The sequence below is a fragment of the Martelella alba genome, assembly GCF_005217455.1.
GTDB lineage: Bacteria > Pseudomonadota > Gammaproteobacteria > Enterobacterales > Enterobacteriaceae > Acerihabitans.
On sequence record NZ_SZPQ01000036.1, the window covers coordinates 34,021 to 50,717 of the forward strand.

14 protein-coding genes and 1 tRNA gene are annotated in these 16,697 nt (G+C 55.7%); 2 read left to right on the top strand and 13 right to left on the bottom strand.

Features of this window, described 5'->3' with window-relative positions; all coding sequences use genetic code 11:
• Nucleotides 1-110: 110 nt before the first annotated feature.
• From ilvA to ilvL, 6 genes are all read right to left on the bottom strand, one after another.
• Nucleotides 111-1,655 carry a threonine ammonia-lyase, biosynthetic gene (gene ilvA, locus FCN80_RS19965; RefSeq protein WP_136992061.1) on the bottom strand — a complete coding sequence of 515 codons (1,545 nt, stop codon included), beginning with the start codon at nucleotides 1,653-1,655 and terminating at the stop codon, nucleotides 111-113.
• Between the two features lie 6 nt (nucleotides 1,656-1,661).
• Nucleotides 1,662-3,512 carry a dihydroxy-acid dehydratase gene (gene ilvD, locus FCN80_RS19970; protein ID WP_136992063.1) on the bottom strand — a complete coding sequence of 617 codons (1,851 nt, stop codon included), beginning with the start codon at nucleotides 3,510-3,512 and terminating at the stop codon, nucleotides 1,662-1,664.
• A gap of 160 nt (nucleotides 3,513-3,672) precedes the next feature.
• Entirely contained in the window at nucleotides 3,673-4,602 is a 930-nt protein-coding gene (locus tag FCN80_RS19975) for a branched-chain amino acid transaminase (protein ID WP_136992064.1), read from the bottom strand.
• Nucleotides 4,603-4,624: 22 nt separating this feature from the next.
• On the bottom strand, nucleotides 4,625-4,882 hold the full coding sequence (gene ilvM, locus FCN80_RS19980; RefSeq protein ID WP_136992066.1) for an acetolactate synthase 2 small subunit: 258 nt from the start codon (nucleotides 4,880-4,882) through the stop codon (nucleotides 4,625-4,627).
• Nucleotides 4,879-6,525: an acetolactate synthase 2 catalytic subunit gene (gene ilvG, locus FCN80_RS19985; protein ID WP_136992068.1), complete on the bottom strand. Its 1,647-nt coding sequence runs from the start codon at nucleotides 6,523-6,525 to the stop codon at nucleotides 4,879-4,881. The genes ilvM and ilvG overlap by 4 nt, the downstream gene beginning before the upstream one ends.
• A 159-nt stretch (nucleotides 6,526-6,684) precedes the next feature.
• Entirely contained in the window at nucleotides 6,685-6,936 is a 252-nt protein-coding gene (ilvL, locus tag FCN80_RS27495; RefSeq protein WP_373880354.1) for an ilv operon leader peptide, read from the bottom strand.
• A 210-nt stretch (nucleotides 6,937-7,146) separates the two neighbouring features.
• On the opposite strand from ilvL, the gene FCN80_RS19995 reads away from it, so the two are divergent.
• Nucleotides 7,147-8,673 carry a YifB family Mg chelatase-like AAA ATPase gene (locus FCN80_RS19995; protein ID WP_136992070.1) on the top strand — a complete coding sequence of 509 codons (1,527 nt, stop codon included), beginning with the start codon at nucleotides 7,147-7,149 and terminating at the stop codon, nucleotides 8,671-8,673.
• Nucleotides 8,674-8,696: 23 nt separating this feature from the next.
• On the opposite strand, the gene FCN80_RS20000 is transcribed toward FCN80_RS19995, so the two are convergent.
• Nucleotides 8,697-9,035, bottom strand: coding sequence for a MaoP family protein (locus FCN80_RS20000; protein ID WP_136992072.1), 339 nt, complete (start codon nucleotides 9,033-9,035; stop codon nucleotides 8,697-8,699).
• A gap of 121 nt (nucleotides 9,036-9,156) precedes the next feature.
• On the opposite strand from FCN80_RS20000, the gene hdfR reads away from it, so the two are divergent.
• The gene (hdfR, locus tag FCN80_RS20005; protein WP_136992073.1) at nucleotides 9,157-9,972 is read left to right on the top strand and encodes an HTH-type transcriptional regulator HdfR; all 816 of its coding nucleotides are present in this window, start codon (nucleotides 9,157-9,159) and stop codon (nucleotides 9,970-9,972) included.
• Between the two features lie 156 nt (nucleotides 9,973-10,128).
• On the opposite strand, the gene yjfF is transcribed toward hdfR, so the two are convergent.
• The 6 genes from yjfF to FCN80_RS20040 form a co-directional block, all read right to left on the bottom strand.
• On the bottom strand, nucleotides 10,129-11,139 hold the full coding sequence (gene yjfF, locus FCN80_RS20010; protein ID WP_136992075.1) for a galactofuranose ABC transporter, permease protein YjfF: 1,011 nt from the start codon (nucleotides 11,137-11,139) through the stop codon (nucleotides 10,129-10,131).
• Nucleotides 11,132-12,151 carry a galactofuranose ABC transporter, ATP-binding protein YtfT gene (gene ytfT / locus FCN80_RS20015; protein ID WP_136992077.1) on the bottom strand — a complete coding sequence of 340 codons (1,020 nt, stop codon included), beginning with the start codon at nucleotides 12,149-12,151 and terminating at the stop codon, nucleotides 11,132-11,134. Before ytfT ends, yjfF begins: the two co-directional genes overlap by 8 nt.
• 13 nt (nucleotides 12,152-12,164) lie before the next feature.
• The gene (gene ytfR, locus FCN80_RS20020; RefSeq protein ID WP_230492806.1) at nucleotides 12,165-13,673 is read right to left on the bottom strand and encodes a galactofuranose ABC transporter, ATP-binding protein YtfR; all 1,509 of its coding nucleotides are present in this window, start codon (nucleotides 13,671-13,673) and stop codon (nucleotides 12,165-12,167) included.
• A 316-nt stretch (nucleotides 13,674-13,989) separates the two neighbouring features.
• The gene (gene ytfQ, locus FCN80_RS20025; protein ID WP_373880355.1) at nucleotides 13,990-14,952 is read right to left on the bottom strand and encodes a galactofuranose ABC transporter, galactofuranose-binding protein YtfQ; all 963 of its coding nucleotides are present in this window, start codon (nucleotides 14,950-14,952) and stop codon (nucleotides 13,990-13,992) included.
• A gap of 1,231 nt (nucleotides 14,953-16,183) precedes the next feature.
• A complete protein-coding gene (locus tag FCN80_RS20035) occupies nucleotides 16,184-16,336 on the bottom strand; it encodes a hypothetical protein (protein WP_230492807.1) in 153 nt (50 codons plus the stop codon).
• Between the two features lie 201 nt (nucleotides 16,337-16,537).
• Nucleotides 16,538-16,613: transfer RNA gene (locus tag FCN80_RS20040), tRNA-Trp, on the bottom strand.
• Between the last annotated feature and the right edge of the window lie 84 nt (nucleotides 16,614-16,697).

Below are 16,697 nucleotides of genomic sequence, written 5' to 3' on the forward strand. Positions count from 1 at the left end.
CCCTTGGGCGGTATTCTCCCATATGCCGGGGAATCCTTTCCCCTTGGCCAAGGCGCTCGCCGGGCCGTCATCCAGGGAGCGCGCCTTCCCGAGATGGCGGCCGGCCATCCTCAGCCTCGCAAAAAAAACCGGAAGGCGGGGTTTTGCGTTTCGTCATGACACTCGTAGCCCAACGCCGACAAATGGCGCTCGAATTCCGGCTCGTTTTCCCCGAGTTCAAAGGCGGCCAGTACCCGGCCGTAATCGGTGCCGTGACTGCGGTAGTGGAATAATGAGATATTCCAAAACGTGCCCAATGTGTGCAGAAATTTTAATAATGCTCCCGGAGATTCGGGAAACTCGAAGCTGAACAGACGTTCGCGCAGGGGTTTCGACGGCCGTCCACCCACCATATAGCGCACATGCAGTTTGGCCATTTCATCATCGGACAGGTCCACGACCTGATAACCGCCGGACTGCAATTCGGCAATGATCTCATCCCGCTCCATGTGGCCTTGCGTCAGACGGACGCCGACGAAAATACAAGCGTTATCCGCATCGGCATATCGGTAATTGAACTCGGTGACCGCCCGTCCGCCCAGCAACTGGCAAAAGGTCAGGAAGCTGCCCTTTTGTTCCGGGATCGTGACCGCCATCAAGGCCTCACGCTGTTCGCCCAGTTCGCAGCGTTCGGAAATATACCGCAGGCCATGGAAATTCACATTGGCGCCGGACAGGATGTGCGCCAGTCGCTCGTCGCGGATGTTATGCTGCTGAATATACTTTTTCATGCCGGCCAGCGCCAGGGCTCCCGCCGGTTCCGCGATCGCCCGCACGTCTTCGAAAATATCCTTCACCGCCGCGCAAATGGCGTCGCTATCGACAGTGATCACATCGTCGAGATAGGCCTGGCAGAGCCGGAAGGTTTCATCGCCGATCCGTTTCACCGCCACCCCTTCGGCGAACAGGCCGACCCGGGTCAGATTCACCGGTTCGCCGGCATCCAATGCCGCCCGCAGGCAAGCGGAATCTTCGGCCTCGACGCCGATAACCTGGATTTGCGGCATCAGATGCTTGATAAGCACCGCGATGCCGGCAGCCAGGCCGCCGCCGCCCACCGGGACGAATATGCGGTCCAGATGCGAATCTTGTTGCAGCAGTTCCATCGCCAAGGTGCCCTGGCCGGCAATCACCGCCGGGTGGTCGAACGGCGGCACAAAGGTATAGTGGAATTCCCGCGCCAGCTCGATGGCCTTGGCCTTGGCCTCGTCGAAATTGGCGCCGTAGAGTAGGGCTTCGCCGCCCAGACTGCGTACCGCGTCGACTTTGATATCCGCCGTGGCCACCGGCATGACGATAAGCGCCTTGATACCCAGTCTGCTGGCGGATAACGCCACCCCTTGCGCGTGATTGCCCGCTGAAGCGGTAACCACGCCATGGGCTTTTTGCTCTTCATTAAGGCCGGCTATCATGGCATAAGCGCCGCGCAGCTTGAAACTATGCACGGGCTGCCGGTCTTCCCGTTTCACCAAAATCGTGTTACCCAGGCGACCGGACAGCTTATCCATCGTTTGCAAAGGCGTGACCTGGGCCACTTCGTAGACCGGGGAACTCAACGCCGCGCGCAGATATTCCGCGCTATCGGGCGTGGAGGAAAGCGGTAGTAATTCTGCCATTCCCGGTTAGCCCCCCAGCTTGCTCTTATCGCGTACCGCGCCTTTATCGGCGCTGGTGGCCAGCATGGCGTAGGCCCGCAAGGCAAAGGATACCGGTCGCTGGCGGGCGGTCGGCGTCCAGGCTTCTTCGCCGCGCGCCAGTTCCGCCTCGCGCCGGGCGGCCAGCTCGCCGGCCGGCACATCCAGCGCGATAGCGCGGGCATGGATATCGATTTCGATAATATCGCCGTCACGTACCAAACCGATGAGGCCGCCGCTGGCCGCCTCCGGTGAAACATGGCCGATGGACAGGCCGGAGGTGCCGCCGGAAAAGCGGCCGTCGGTGATAAGCGCGCAGCTTTTACCCAGCCCCATGGATTTCAAAAAAGTGGTGGGATACAGCATTTCCTGCATGCCCGGCCCGCCCCGCGGGCCTTCGTGACGGATAACCACCACGTCGCCGGCCACCACCTTACCGCCCAAAATGGCCTCCGACGCGTCTTCCTGGCTTTCATAGACTTTGGCTGGACCACGGAATGTCAAAATGTTTTTATCGACACCCGCGGTTTTTACGATACAGCCGTCTTTGGCGATATTGCCGTAAAGCACCGCCAGTCCGCCATCCTGGCTGTAGGCGAATTCGCGCGAGCGGATGCACCCTTCCTGGCGATCGGTATCCAGCGACGGCCAGCGGCAATCCTGGGAAAACGCCTGCGTGGTGCGAATCCCCGCCGGGCCGGCGGCATACATTTTTTTCACGTCCTGATCGTCGGTCACCATGACATCGTACTGGCGCAGGGTTTCGGATAAGGTCATTCCCAGCACATTGCGGACATCGCGATGCAGCAGGCCGACACGGTCCAGTTCGCCAAGGATGCCCAGCACCCCGCCGGCGCGATGCACGTCTTCCATATGGTATTTTTGCGTGCTCGGCGCCACTTTACACAGGTGGGGCACCTTACGCGACAGCCTGTCGATATCCGCCATGGTGAAATCCACCTCGCCTTCCTGCGCCGCCGCCAAGAGATGCAATACGGTATTGGTGGAGCCGCCCATGGCGATATCCAGCGTCATGGCGTTTTCGAAAGCGTCTTTAGTGGCGATGCCGCGCGGCAATACGCGTTCATCGTCTTGCTCGTAATACCGTTTGGCCAAATGGACGATACGTTGGCCGGCATTAACGAATAATTGCCTGCGATCGGCGTGGGTGGCCAACAACGAACCATTGCCCGGTTGTGACAGGCCAAGGGCCTCGGTCAGGCAATTCATGGAATTGGCGGTGAACATGCCCGAACAGGAACCGCAGGTAGGACACGCGGAACGTTCGATCTGGTTGCTGTCCTCATCGGAAACCTTCGGATTGGCGCCTTGCATCATGGCGTCTATCAGGTCCAATTTAATGATTTTGTCCGACAACTTGGTTTTGCCGGCCTCCATCGGACCGCCGGAGACGAAAATCGCCGGAATGTTCAATCGCAACGCCGCCATCAGCATACCGGGGGTGATTTTATCGCAATTGGAAATACAGACCATGGCGTCGGCGCAATGGGCGTTGACCATATATTCCACCGAGTCGGCGATCAGCTCGCGGGAGGGCAGCGAGTAGAGCATGCCGCCATGCCCCATGGCAATCCCGTCATCAACGGCGATCGTGTTGAATTCCTTCGCCACGCCGCCGGCGGCTTCGATCTGTTCGGCGACCAGTTTGCCCAGATCGCGCAGGTGGACATGGCCAGGCACGAATTGGGTGAACGAATTCACCACGGCGATAATCGGTTTGCCGAAATCATCGTCGGTCATACCGGTGGCGCGCCATAATGCGCGGGCGCCAGCCATATTGCGACCGTGGGTGGTGGTCGCGGAACGGTACTTGGGCATGCTCAATACTCCAGTTATTCTTTGGGCCGGGCGGCGGATCGGCCGAATTCGAGCGGGATATCTGTGTCTGCCGCGCTCCGCCTCTCAACGCCCGGACGGACGCTTGGTCTTGCGACGGTAAGCCGCCCGCGCCCGGGACATTCTTGTTATTGTGGGACCGTTAGTCGTTGACCGGATCCAGCCAGCCCCATTTATCTTCGGTCTCACCGGTAAACAGGCCGAAGAAAGCCTGTTGCAAACGTTTGGTTACCGGGCCGCAACGCCCAATGCCGACTTGGATCTTATCGACGCTGCGCACGGGAGTGATTTCAGCGGCGGTGCCGGACAAAAAGACTTCGTCGGCCAAATACAGCGATTCGCGAGACAACACCTGCTCGCGCACTTCTATTCCCAGCGTTTTCGCCAGCTTGATGATAGCGTCGCGGGTTATGCCCGGCAGCGCCGAGGAAGTGAACGGCGGGGTAAACAGGATCCCGTCTTTGACCTCAAACAGATTTTCGCCGGCGCCTTCGGAAACATAACCGTGCACATCCAGAGCGAGACCTTCCTGGTAACCATGGCGGCGGGCTTCACTGCCCACCAGCATTGATGACAGGTAGTTGCCCCCGGCTTTGGCCGCCGTGGGAATGGTATTGGCCGCCACCCGATGCCAGGAGGACACCATGGCATCGATACCCTGATCCAATGCGTCCTCGCCCAAATACGCCCCCCAAGGGAAGGCGGCGATGATGACATCGGTGTTGTAATCCGGCGGCGGGTTCACACCCATGCCGACATCGCCTACAAATATCAGCGGCCGGATATAGGCGCTGACCAGATTGTTCTTTTTCACCACCGCCCGGGTGGCGCTCATCAACTCATCAACAGTGAAGCTGACCGGCATACGGTAGATCTTGGCGGAATCGTGCAGGCGGCGCATGTGTTCGCGATGACGGAACACCACCGGCCCTTTATGCGAATCGTAACAACGCACGCCTTCGAAGACTGATGATCCATAATGCAACGCATGGGACATTACATGGACTTTGGCCTCGCCCCACGGAACCATTTCGCCGTTGAACCAGATATAATCAGCTTTGTTCGTTGTCATTTTCTTTTTCCTTTATCGTGCCTCAGGCGCGTATTTGTTGTGTTGTCAATTGCTGGATCTCGACAGCGGCGACATCCATAAGTTTAGTTAATTGCGAAGACAGTAAATCGACCGGCCGCTGGCTTGCAACGGTCAATTGAATATTTATGTTGTCCTCATTGATTCGCGGCGCCATATTCAACGCGCAAACCCGGAATCCGCGGTGGCGGACCACCCGCAGTACGCGTTCCAGCAATTCAGGCCGAAAACGCGCTTCAATGGAAAGCTGATGCTGCATCATGATGATTTCTCCAACATGGTTTCATTACCGGCGCCGGGAGGCACCAGGGGCCAGACATTTTCGTGTTCGTCGATGGAGACATGTAACAGGTAAGGCCCCTGCTGAGAAAACATCGTTTCCAGGGCGGCATCGATCTGGTCTTTACGGGTGATGCGTTGGCCGGGGATATCAAACGCGCTGGCCAGGACAAGAAAATTGGGGTTATCGGAAAGAATGGTTTCACTGTAACGCGCATCGAAAAACAATTGCTGCCACTGTCGAACCATGCCTAATCGCTGGTTATCCAGCAAAACGATCTTTAAGGGCAGCCGTTTTCGTTTGATGGTGGTCAATTCCTGAACGTTCATCATGAACGAACCGTCGCCGGAGATACAGACCACGGTATCTTGCGGACGCGCTATCTGAGCGCCGACCGCGGCCGGGATACCGAATCCCATGGTGCCCAGACCGCTGGAAGTGATGAAATTCTCCGGCCGGCTAAAGCGCATATGCTGGGCCGCCCACATCTGGTGCTGACCGACATCGGTGGTAACGACCATATCGGCCGGCGCCCGCCGCGACAGGGTATTAAGCAGCGCCGGGGCATAAATCGCTTCGCCCGGATGATCGTATCGCCACAGGTACTCCGCTTTAAGCGCCTGGGTTTCGGTACGCCATGCCTGAATGGACAGCGGCCGCGCCAGGGCGGGCAACAACAGATTCAGATCGCCGCGCAGCGCCACATGCGGCTGTCGTAATTTCCCCAGTTCCGCCGGGTCGATATCTAAATGGATAACCTTGGCGTTAGGGGCGAAAGCATTCAATCGGCCGGTGACGCGATCATCGAAACGCGCCCCCACCGCCATCAGTAAATCGCAGCCTTGTACTGCCAGATTGGCCGCCTGATTGCCATGCATGCCCAACATGCCCAGATAACAGGGGTAATCCGGATCCGGCGCGCCCAGGCCCTTGAGAGTCGCGACACAAGGCATACCGGTTTGGTCGATGAACGCCCGCAGCGCCGGCACCGCCCGCGCTATCCCCACGCCGCCGCCGATGTACAGCATCGGTTTGTCGGCCTGGGCCAGCAGCGCGCGCGCCGCGTCAAGATCGCCGTCGATAATGCCGTCCTCGCCGCTCACACTCACCAGATGTGGATTAAGATCGCCACAAGCCAGTTGAATATCTTTGGGAATATCGATAAGCACCGGTCCTGGCCGACCGCCGGCGGCGATGGTGAACGCTTCGGCCATAACGGCGGGCAGTTCATCAAGCGATTCCACCAGAAAGCTGTGCTTGGTGCAGGCCAGGGATAACCCCAACACATCGATTTCCTGAAAGGCGTCGGTGCCAATGAACGACGAGCCGACCTGCCCGGTAATCGCCACCAGCGGCACCGAATCCATAAGCGCGTCCGCCAGGCCGGTTATCAGATTGGTGGCGCCGGGACCGGACGTGGCGATGCACACCCCGACCTTACCGGTGGCCCGTGCGTAGCCAATTGCCGCCATGGCCGCGCCTTGCTCATGACGGCAAAGCACATGTTCCACTCCGCCATCATATAGCGCATCGTATACCGGCATTATAGCGCCGCCGGGATAACCGAAGACCATGTCCACACCTTGTGCGCGCAGCGCTTGCACTACCCACTGGGCCCCATTCATATTGACTTCCCCGCCTGTGTAGGGCAGGAACAGGATTTTATGCTAATGTTCATTTTCTGTTCCTCTTGCATTTTTGGTTTTTCCGCCAGCTCGACAATATAGGATGCAAAAAAAACCCCCGCTTCGTTGCGGGGGTTTCTTGAGAATTAAGCTTGTTCGCTAAGCCGTTCTTCGTCCAAGTGCTGCCCCGCACGGTGGGATAATAATCACCACCACGCTAATCACGACTAGGCTAATCACTTGGGTTAGGGCTTTCATAAATAGGTTTTCAATAATACTTTGTGTCGTATGAATGGCTACAGAGTTATCACAGTCAGGGGCGTGCTGACAACTGTTTTTTCCCGCCGCCGCCGCGGGGCGCGGCATAAAACCGGAATAAATATAAGCATATTCAATAATTTGATATCTCATGAATTTTTTTCACTCTGCCGGCTGATTTGACCGCCGCTCCATCTCGTCATCATCATGACCGTGCTTTTGCGTATCAGCCCGCATCCCGGATTGTCCCCGCCGCATTGCCGAAATTTTCTTTACGAGCGGCGCCGCAAGCCAGGGTGATTACCGGGTCCTCCCGGCGGCGTTAAGGCACAATGTCGGCATCAACGTTTTTTCGGAGTCTTTATGTCGCTGGCGTTTGTTTATACCCGCTCTTCCATCGGCATTGAGGCGCCGCTGATCATCGTTGAGGCCCACATCAGCAAGGGTCTGCCCGGATTTACCCTGGTCGGATTGCCCGATGCGCCGGCCAAAGGCGCCCGAGACCGGGTACGCAGCGCTTTGCTCAATAATGGTTTCGATTTCCCCGCCCGGCGCATTACCGTCAATCTGGCGCCGGCTGACCTGCCCAAAGAGGGCGGCCGTTATGATTTGCCCATCGCCCTGGCGGTATTGGCGGCATCGCGGCAAATCCCTCCGCATTCACTGTCGGGCCTCGAGTTCCTCGGCGAACTGGCGCTGTCCGGCGAGATACGTCCGGTACAAGGGATTATTCCCGCCGCGCTGGAGGCGAAACGGGCGCAACGGTCACTCGTGTTGCCCGAACACAACGGCCCCGAAGCGATGCTGGTCGCCGAAAGTCAGGTATGGTTGGCGGCCAGCCTGCGGGATGTCTGCCGTTTCCTGCAAGGGGCATCGCAACTTCCCGCCGCGGCCGATTGCGCCGCGCCGCCGCCCGAACCGGACGAGGCGGATTTGCGGGATATCATCGGTCAACATCAGGCCAAGCGCGCGCTGGAGATCGCCGCCGCCGGCGGCCATAATCTGCTGTTGCTCGGACCGCCGGGCACGGGTAAAACCATGCTGGCCGGCCGGTTGCCCGGTATTCTCCCCCCCTTGAGCGACGATGAGGCCATTGAAACCGCCGCCGTCGCCAGTTTGCTTGGCCAGGATAACGCCCGGCGATACTGGCGGCGTCGCCCCTTCCGCACGCCCCACCACAGCGCCACCCCGGCGGCATTGATAGGCGGTGGCGCCTGGCCTCGCCCAGGCGAGGCGTCCCTGGCCCATAATGGCGTGCTGTTTCTCGATGAATTGCCCGAATTCCAACGGGGAGTGCTGGATGCGTTGCGGGAACCGCTGGAAACGGGAGAGATCAATATCTCCCGCGCCCAGGTCAAAGTGGCCTATCCGGCGAGGTTCCAGTTGCTGGGTGCGATGAACCCCAGCCCCACCGGCGATGTGCAAGGCGTCCACAGCCGGGGCGGACCACAACAGGCTTTACGCTATCTCAACCGTTTATCCGGGCCTTTTCTCGATCGTTTCGATATGTCGGTGGAGGTGCCGCTATTGCCGCCCGGCCTGTTGGGTCGGACCTCAACGGATGGCGAAAGCAGTTCGGCGGTACGGGAAAGGGTGAGACAGGCGCGGGAAATTCAATGGCATCGCTGCCGAAAAATCAATGCACACCTCACCAACCGGGAATTAGCGGTCCATTGCCGTCTGGAAGAAACTGACGCGTTGTTCTTGGAAGGCGTGATGGAAAAGCTCGGTCTGTCGGCGCGCGCCTGGCACCGGACCCTGAAGGTCGCCCGCACACTGGCGGATCTGGCCGGTGAATCCGGCATACAACGTTGTCATTTGTCGGAAGCTGTGAGCTATCGCAGCATGGATCGCCTGCTGCAACAGCTTTGGCGGCAATTGGAACAATAAGGGGCCGCCCCCCCGCCTCGCCGTCAATCTTCGCTGTCGGTATAATCTTCCAGCACGTCCATTTGCGGTTTTCCACCGGATAACGTATGAAACCGCTTAGGCCGGCGGATATGCTCAATATATTTGAACCAAACTTTTTCATGCTCCGTGGCGGGTTCACGCTCGCCATGGCATACCGCGACGAACTGTTTTTCTTCGTCGGTCACAGGTGCGCGTTTACCGCTATCCAGATCGTTGTAGGCATGACCGTAGCGTTCCAGTAATTGCGCCTCCCGAATGGTGAAATGACCATGCCGGGAAAACCCGCGTGGATAATTTTTGTTATCAAAATAACGATTGGTAGTAGAAAAGCTGTCCGCCATCTTAAGCGCTCCCCATCCTTTCATAAGCCGTACTGTTTATGGCGCGGAGTATTAGATAGGCTTGACTTTCTGTAAAACAAAACATTTAAATCGTCACGATAAAATTTTTTGGAGATGGAACGTGGATACGGAATTACTGAAAACCTTTTTAGAAGTCAGCCGAACCAAACACTTCGGCCGCGCTGCGGAAGCGCTCTACCTGACGCAATCAGCGGTCAGCTTCCGTATCCGCCAGTTGGAGAACCAACTGGGCGTAAGCCTTTTTACCCGCCATCGCAACAATATCCGCCTGACGCCGGCCGGCGAAAGCCTGCTGCCTTACGCAGAAAACCTGATGTCCACCTGGCAATTGGCCAAACAAGACGTCACGCGTTCCTTGCAACACAACCTGTTGTCCATCGGCGCAACAGCCGCGCTTTGGGAGGCCTGGCTCGGCCCCTGGGTCGAGCGGCTCTACCAGCAACGCGACGCGCTACAGGTGGAGGCCCGCATCGCCTTGCGGCACTCGCTGGTAAGCCAGTTGCACGAAAGGCAGTTGGATTTGCTCATCACCACCGAAGCGCCCAAGATGGAAGAGCTAACCTGTCAGCTGCTGGGTAACTTTTCGCTTTCGCTATTTACCGCCGCCGAACCGGTGGAAGAGGAACGGCCCTATCTGCGGCTGGAATGGGGCGCCGATTTTCATATCCACGAGAACCGCTTGCTGATGAATCATTCGACGCCGGCGCTGAGCACCACCTCGGCGCACCTGGCCCGCCGCTTACTGCCTTCCACCGGCGCGTGCGCCTTTTTGCCCAGCCAATGGGCCGAGGACTACCCCGAACTCCGTCTCGTCGCCGACGTGCCGCCACTGCTTCGCCCCCTGTATGCGGTTTGGCTGCAAAACAGCGATCAGCGTTCTATGATCCGCCACTTACTTAAAACGCCTGTTTTCTGAAATCCCCTGAACCCCGCCACGTCGTTTTTCAACGCAAGGCATAGTTCTCCCCGTTTGGGGGTTAAAAATGCGTTAAAACCGTTTCTAGGCTGTTATATCCGCGACTCTTCATCGCGGTTCGCCTAATCGCCTCTTTTATCCTCCATCCCGACAAACCTAGGCGCCGGAGAGTTTTTCCGCCGTTGGGGGAATATTGGTCACCCTGGCATTTTGCTGCCCTTCCCACACCGAGGTCAGTAAACGCTGGAGCCCGATAAACACAAATAAGAGAATGCCGATGACGATTTTGGTCCACCAGGAACTTAACGTCCCGTCGAAGTTGATATAAGTTTGAATCAACCCTTGAATCATTACACCGAACAATGTACCCAACACGGTGCCTACGCCGCCGGTCAACAGCGTACCGCCTATCACCACCGATGCGATGGCATCCAGTTCAACGCCCACGCCCGCCAGAGCATAGCCCGCGGAGGTGTATATGGAGAAAACGATACCGGCCAGCGTAGACAGCCCAGTGGACAGCATGTAAATACGGATGGTGGTGCTGCGCGTGGATATGCCCATCAGATTGGCCGCCATAGCATTGCCGCCGATGGCGTAGACCTGGCTGCCGAATCGGGTATAACGAGACAAAATGATGCCGAAGGCCACCACAATCAGCATGATCACGCCCAGGACGCTAAGCTCCCCGCCGCCGGGCATTTGCCAGGACAAGCCTGATAAGGTCTCGTAGATGGGATGATTAATGGGCAATGATTCTTCCGATACCAAAAAACTGGTGCCGCGCAAGAAAAACATCCCCGCCAAGGTGATGATGAACGCGGGAATCTTTAGGGCATCCACCAGCCACCCCATAAAAGCGCCGAAACCACAGCCCATTGCCAATATCAACGGAAAAGCGATCAACGGGGAAATATGCCAATCGCCAATGGCCCGCGCCAGGAATACACCGGTAAAGGCGATAACCGAACCCACGGAGAGATCGATACCGCCGGAGAGAATGACAAACGTCATCCCTACCGCGATAATGCCGAGAAAAGCATTATCCGTCAGAATATTGCATATCACCCGGGTGGAAGCGAAGCCGGGGAAGCGACTGAGACAGAAGAGGTAGCCGACAATAAATACCGCGAAGGTAATCATCAGCGGAAGATTACGTTTAAACATGGCGGCGCCTCCTGCCGAGAAAAGCGATGAAACTGGGCGATTGGATGACCAGTACGCACATGACGACAACGGCTTTCACCACCAGGTTGAGTTCCGGTTGGAACCCGGACAGCAAAATACCGGTGTTCATTCCCTGTATAATCAATGCGCCCAGTACGGATAGGAAAAGATTGAATCGGCCGCCCATCAAGGAACCTCCGCCGATCACCACCGCCAGGATGGCATCCATTTCCAGATATAAACCCGCATTGTTGGCGTCCGCGCCCCGGATATCCGCAGTCACGATTAATCCGGCGATGGCGGCGCAAATGCCGCTGACAACATAGGTGGACATCACGATAAGACGGGTTTTGACGCCGGCGTTTTTGGCCGCGCGGATATTGATGCCCACCGCTTCGATAAACAATCCCAAGGCGGTCTTTCGCGTCAACAGCCAAACCGCCAATAAAGCAAATAGCGTGATAAATACCGGTACGGGGAAATAGAGCCAGGCGCCACTGCCGATCCAGGCCAGCGAGGGGTTGTCGAACGTGACGATTTGACCCGCGGTAATCAATTGGGCGATACCCCTCCCCGCCACCATCAGTATCAATGTGGCGACAATGGGTTGTATTTTCAGTATCGCCACCAATATCCCGTTCCAAAGCCCGGAGAGAATACCGACGCCTATCGTGGCGGCGATGACCGTCGGCAAGCTGTACCCGTGCACGGTGAGCGCGGCGGCGGCAGCCCCGGCAATCGCCATCACCGCCCCCACCGAAAGGTCGATGCCGCCGGTGGCGATAACCAGCGTCATACCGATGGACAGCAACGCCACCGGCGCGCAACGGTTCATGATATCAATGACGCTGCCGAACAGGCGCCCGTCCTGGATATGTATGGAGAAAAAGTTATTGGCGACGATGAAATCAACCAGCAGCACCACCACCAGCGCCGCCAGTTGCGGCATTCCTGCGCCCGACCAGCGCTTAACGGCGGCCGGTTTGGCAAGGGAAGGCGTTTGACCAGACATGACATCTCACTCCTTAAGCGGCAATCGCATTCATGATGGCGCTGACGGATAACTTTTCGAGGGGGATGGCGGCCGTATGTTTGCGGTCCCGCAAGATGATTACCCGATCGGCGTAACCCACCAGTTCTTCTAGTTCCGAAGAGATGACCACCAGCGCGAGGCCATCGGCGCATAAGGTTTCGATCAGACGGATGATTTCGGCGTGCGCGCCGACGTCGATACCGCGGGTAGGTTCATCAAGAATCAAGAATTGCGGCTTGGTCAACAGCCAGCGAGACAATAACACCTTTTGTTGGTTGCCGCCGGACAGATATTCAATAGGCTGCTCCACACTCGGGGTGCGAATCCCCAATTGCCGGATAAAACGCTCGGCGATATTGTTCTGCTCCTTGCGGGAAATGGGACGCAGCCAGCCCCGCTGGGCTTGCAAGGCAAGAATGATGTTCTCCCTTACCGAGGCGGCGGCGATAATACCGTCGGTTTTACGATCTTCCGGGCAAAATCCCAGCCCCAGGCGCGAAGCCTTGCTGGGCGAACGTATCGCCTGCTTTTTGCCCTTGATGCGCGCAACACCGGTATCCGCCGGGCGGATACCGAAAATCACCTCGGCGGTTTCCGTTCGGCCCGATCCCAGCAAACCAGCCAATCCCACGATTTCGCCAGGTCGTACATCCAGATCAAAAGGTTGTATGGTATTTTTCTTGCCGTATCCCTCAAAGGATACCACCGGCTTATCATTGAGCAACGTGCGGCCGGCTCGTTGCAAGGCGCTATCGTCCAGTTCCCTGCCCAACATCATTTTGACCAGTTCGATATGGGGTAGCTCATGGGTCACCCGGGTGCCGACAAAGGCGCCGTTGCGCAGAACCGTGATTCTGTCGGAAATGGTGTATACCTGATCGAGAAAGTGAGTGATAAAAATCAGGCTAATACCCCTCTCACGCAGTTGCCGCATGATGCCGAACAGCATTTCCACTTCGTGGGTATCCAGACTGGCGGTGGGTTCGTCGAGGATCAAAACTTTCGCGGAAAGATCCACTGCCCGGCAAATTGCCACCACCTGTTGCATGGCGACGGAAAAATGGCCGAGCGGCTCCGTTACGTCCAGGGAAAATCCGTAACCGGCCAGCAGATCCTGAGCCCGCCGATTCATTTTTTTCCGTTCGATAAAACCAAAACGACGCGGCTCCCGGCCTATGAACAAATTGTCGGCCACCGGCATATTCGGCAACAGATTGACTTCCTGATAGACGGTACCAATACCCAGGGACTGGGCATGCGCGGTATTTTTTGGATGTATCTCCCGCCCATCGAGAATGATGGATCCGCTATCAGGCTGGTAAACACCTGTCAGCGCTTTGATCAAGGTCGATTTTCCGGCGCCATTTTCGCCCAGCAGCGCCATGATCTCACCTCGCCGCAGGCTTAACGACACATCATTTAACGCTTTGACCCCGGGAAAACTTTTACTTAGACCGGTAATGGAAAGCAATACGTCATTTGGGTTTTCGTCAATGCTCACGTTATCTGCTCCTAATACGTAACCGGAAAAAGGCGTTCTGATATGCAGCAATTGGCCATACAACAATCCGGCCGGAAAGCCGAATACACACTTCCGATAAATCCCTCTTATGGAGCCGGTACCCTCGCGCGGCTCAATAACACAACAACCGGGTTTCGCGGCTCGGGCCTGAGCATAAGGGCGCGATGCCGCGACAATCCATAACCGGGAAAGGCGATAACCGATGTTTTGCTGGCGCGTCCGGCGCTTGTCCTCGCGCCGAACTTTCGGTCTCGCCACTTCCCGAGGCTAGTGGCTATTGTTCGCGCAGTGGCGACTAATAACCCATGCCGCTCTTCTTATCCAACTGCGCTTGAGCATCGGCGGGTAAATAGAGCCGACTTTCCGTCCTGATAATCTTAGGCGGCTTGGTGCCATCTTTGAGGTATTTATCCAGCGCATCGAAAGCGGGCCCGGCCATATTCGGTGTCAATTCGACATTGGCATTGGCCTCACCTGCCAGCATGGCCTTATAAATATCCGGGACACCGTCAATCGAGCCAGTCAGGATATCTTTGCCCGGCTTGAGGCCGGCTTCTTTGATAGCCTGTATGGCACCGATAGCCATATCGTCGTTATGGGCGAATACCATACAAATATTTTTGCCATTGTTTTCCGCTTTGATGAAACTTTCCATAACTTGTTTGCCGCCACTACGGGTGAAATCACCGGACTGCGAGCGAATAATCTTGATATTCGGCGAGTTCGCTATCGCTTCGGCAAATCCTTTTTTACGATCGATAGCCACGCTGGCGCCGACCGTACCTTGCAATTCCACGACATTGCAGGGTTTACCATTGAGGGTTTTCACCAACCAATCGCCTATCAGCTTGCCTTCCAAAACGTTATCGGCAGTGACGACGGAGAGATAAAGGGATTTATCTTTAACTGTAATAGCCCGGTCCAGCAAGAATACCGGAATTTTGGCTCTCTTGGCTTCCTCTAGCACCGGTTCCCAGCCAGTCTGTACCACTGGGGCGATAAAAATGGCATTAACGCCCTGGGCAATGAATGAGCGAACCGCTTTGATCTGGTTTTCCTGCTTTTGTTGTCCGTCGGCGATCTTTAACGTGATTCCCCGTTGCTGGGCCTCTCTTTTCGCCACTGTAGTTTCCGCTGATCGCCAACCGGATTCGGAACCGACCTGAGAAAAACCCACGATCAGGGGCGCTGCGAATACCGTGGAGGACATCGCCATAGCAATAGCAGTTCCTAAAAGTAAACGCTTCCACATAGTCATCATCCTCTGAATTATTAGGCACATGGTTACTGATACGCAATTAACAGCTTTAAAGCTAAACAAAAAATTAACTTTTAATCTCGTACTACATCACATTTTCGAGAAATATTTATTTCCAGGATATGTGACCCGTTTTATTCAGATGGACAAATCAGCGATGATCGGTTTATCAAAGATAACCGTAGTGGATTGAATTATAGATGATTACGCAAGAAAGCATACCAATATGATGGCATTTAACGAACCTTAGCATGTAAAAATTAGCTATTCTGTCGATCCAAGAAAAGATAGTCTATTTCCTTTTTTTACTTTATAACGAGGTTCAATAATATCTCGACAGGATGGCAATGGTCTAAACCGTTTTTTATATGGACTGTACTGCTCTCGTGACATTCATTGATCACTTAACCCGCAAATGCTCCCATTTTTATTAAAATTTATACTTTGTTTTTATTATTTCCACATTAGATTATTCATACACTGAATAATTCAAGTTATACCGCAGCGGCAAGTCAGCCTCACATTCGCCCTAATCGTGTTTTCACCACCGATGACGGCTTCCACTGAGAGGCAGAATGTCTCTCTTACTGACTGGAATACAATTTATGACAAGTATATCGAAAAAATGACAACGCTTCACGAATGGATAGCGAAGAAAAGTAATAAATATTGTTGCCGGATGGATTGGATGACCCCGCTTATATAACCGCTGGAATATCCCCCTCCTGAAACGTCATGATTATACCCTATAATCAATGAGTTAGAATTGGCTTTATAAGCAAGCCGTAGTCATTGCAAGGACAAGACATTGATGAAAAACGATGAGTAAGGGCAGTTGGCGTAACCCGGGAAAGGGGGAATCAATGTTAATGTGAGGTTAATGACTTGCTATGATTTTCCTATTTCTTAATTTCGACTTCTCTATTTCTTCGCCTATTTTACCTATCACATAGCCTATTTTCGGGCGCTGATATTCACTGGCCAGACATTGACGAATGAACAATTGGGTAGGAGGCGGGATTTCTTCCGCCGTCCTCTCATACCACCGTACGTACGGTTCCGTATACGGCGATTCATTTACAACTCTGGAACTGCCGGTGCAACTTTACCAGTGATATCAAGCCTACGCGATCAAAGACTTTCTTCGGCAGCGTTTGATTCATATGACTTGCCCCCGCGTTCCACCAAGGACCGCGCTGGTTCGTCGCCGATATTCATGCCCTTTCTTCACTCAGGCCGCCTTCACCGTCGGCCAGTGCCGTTTCAGCCAGTTTTTGAGTTCGCTGATGTCCAGGTTATCTACCCTCGCCACGCCTTTGTTCTCAACTACCCGCTGATAGGCCAGCATCAAGTTGCTGCGTGTTATCACCGCCTCGATTGACAACGGGTGTTCCGCTTTCGTTTGCCCAGATTTCGCCGTACGTGTTTCAGCACCCTTGCCGTTCGGCTAGCACTTCCCCTTGCCGGGTGTGCAGAGGACTTGCGCCTCCAAGCCGCCCCTTGACTACCACGGTCAAGAGACAGCGCCCGTCAAGGCGCACAAACAAAAAAGCCCTTCGCCAAAGCGAAGGGCCTTATATTTGTATGGCAGGGGCGGAGAGACTCGAACTCCCAACACCCGGTTTTGGAGACCGGTGCTCTACCAATTGAACTACGCCCCTAAATAGGGTGGCGGTGCGGACGGGACTCGAACCCGCGACCCCCGGCGTGACAGGCCGGTATTCTAACCGACTGAACTACCGCAC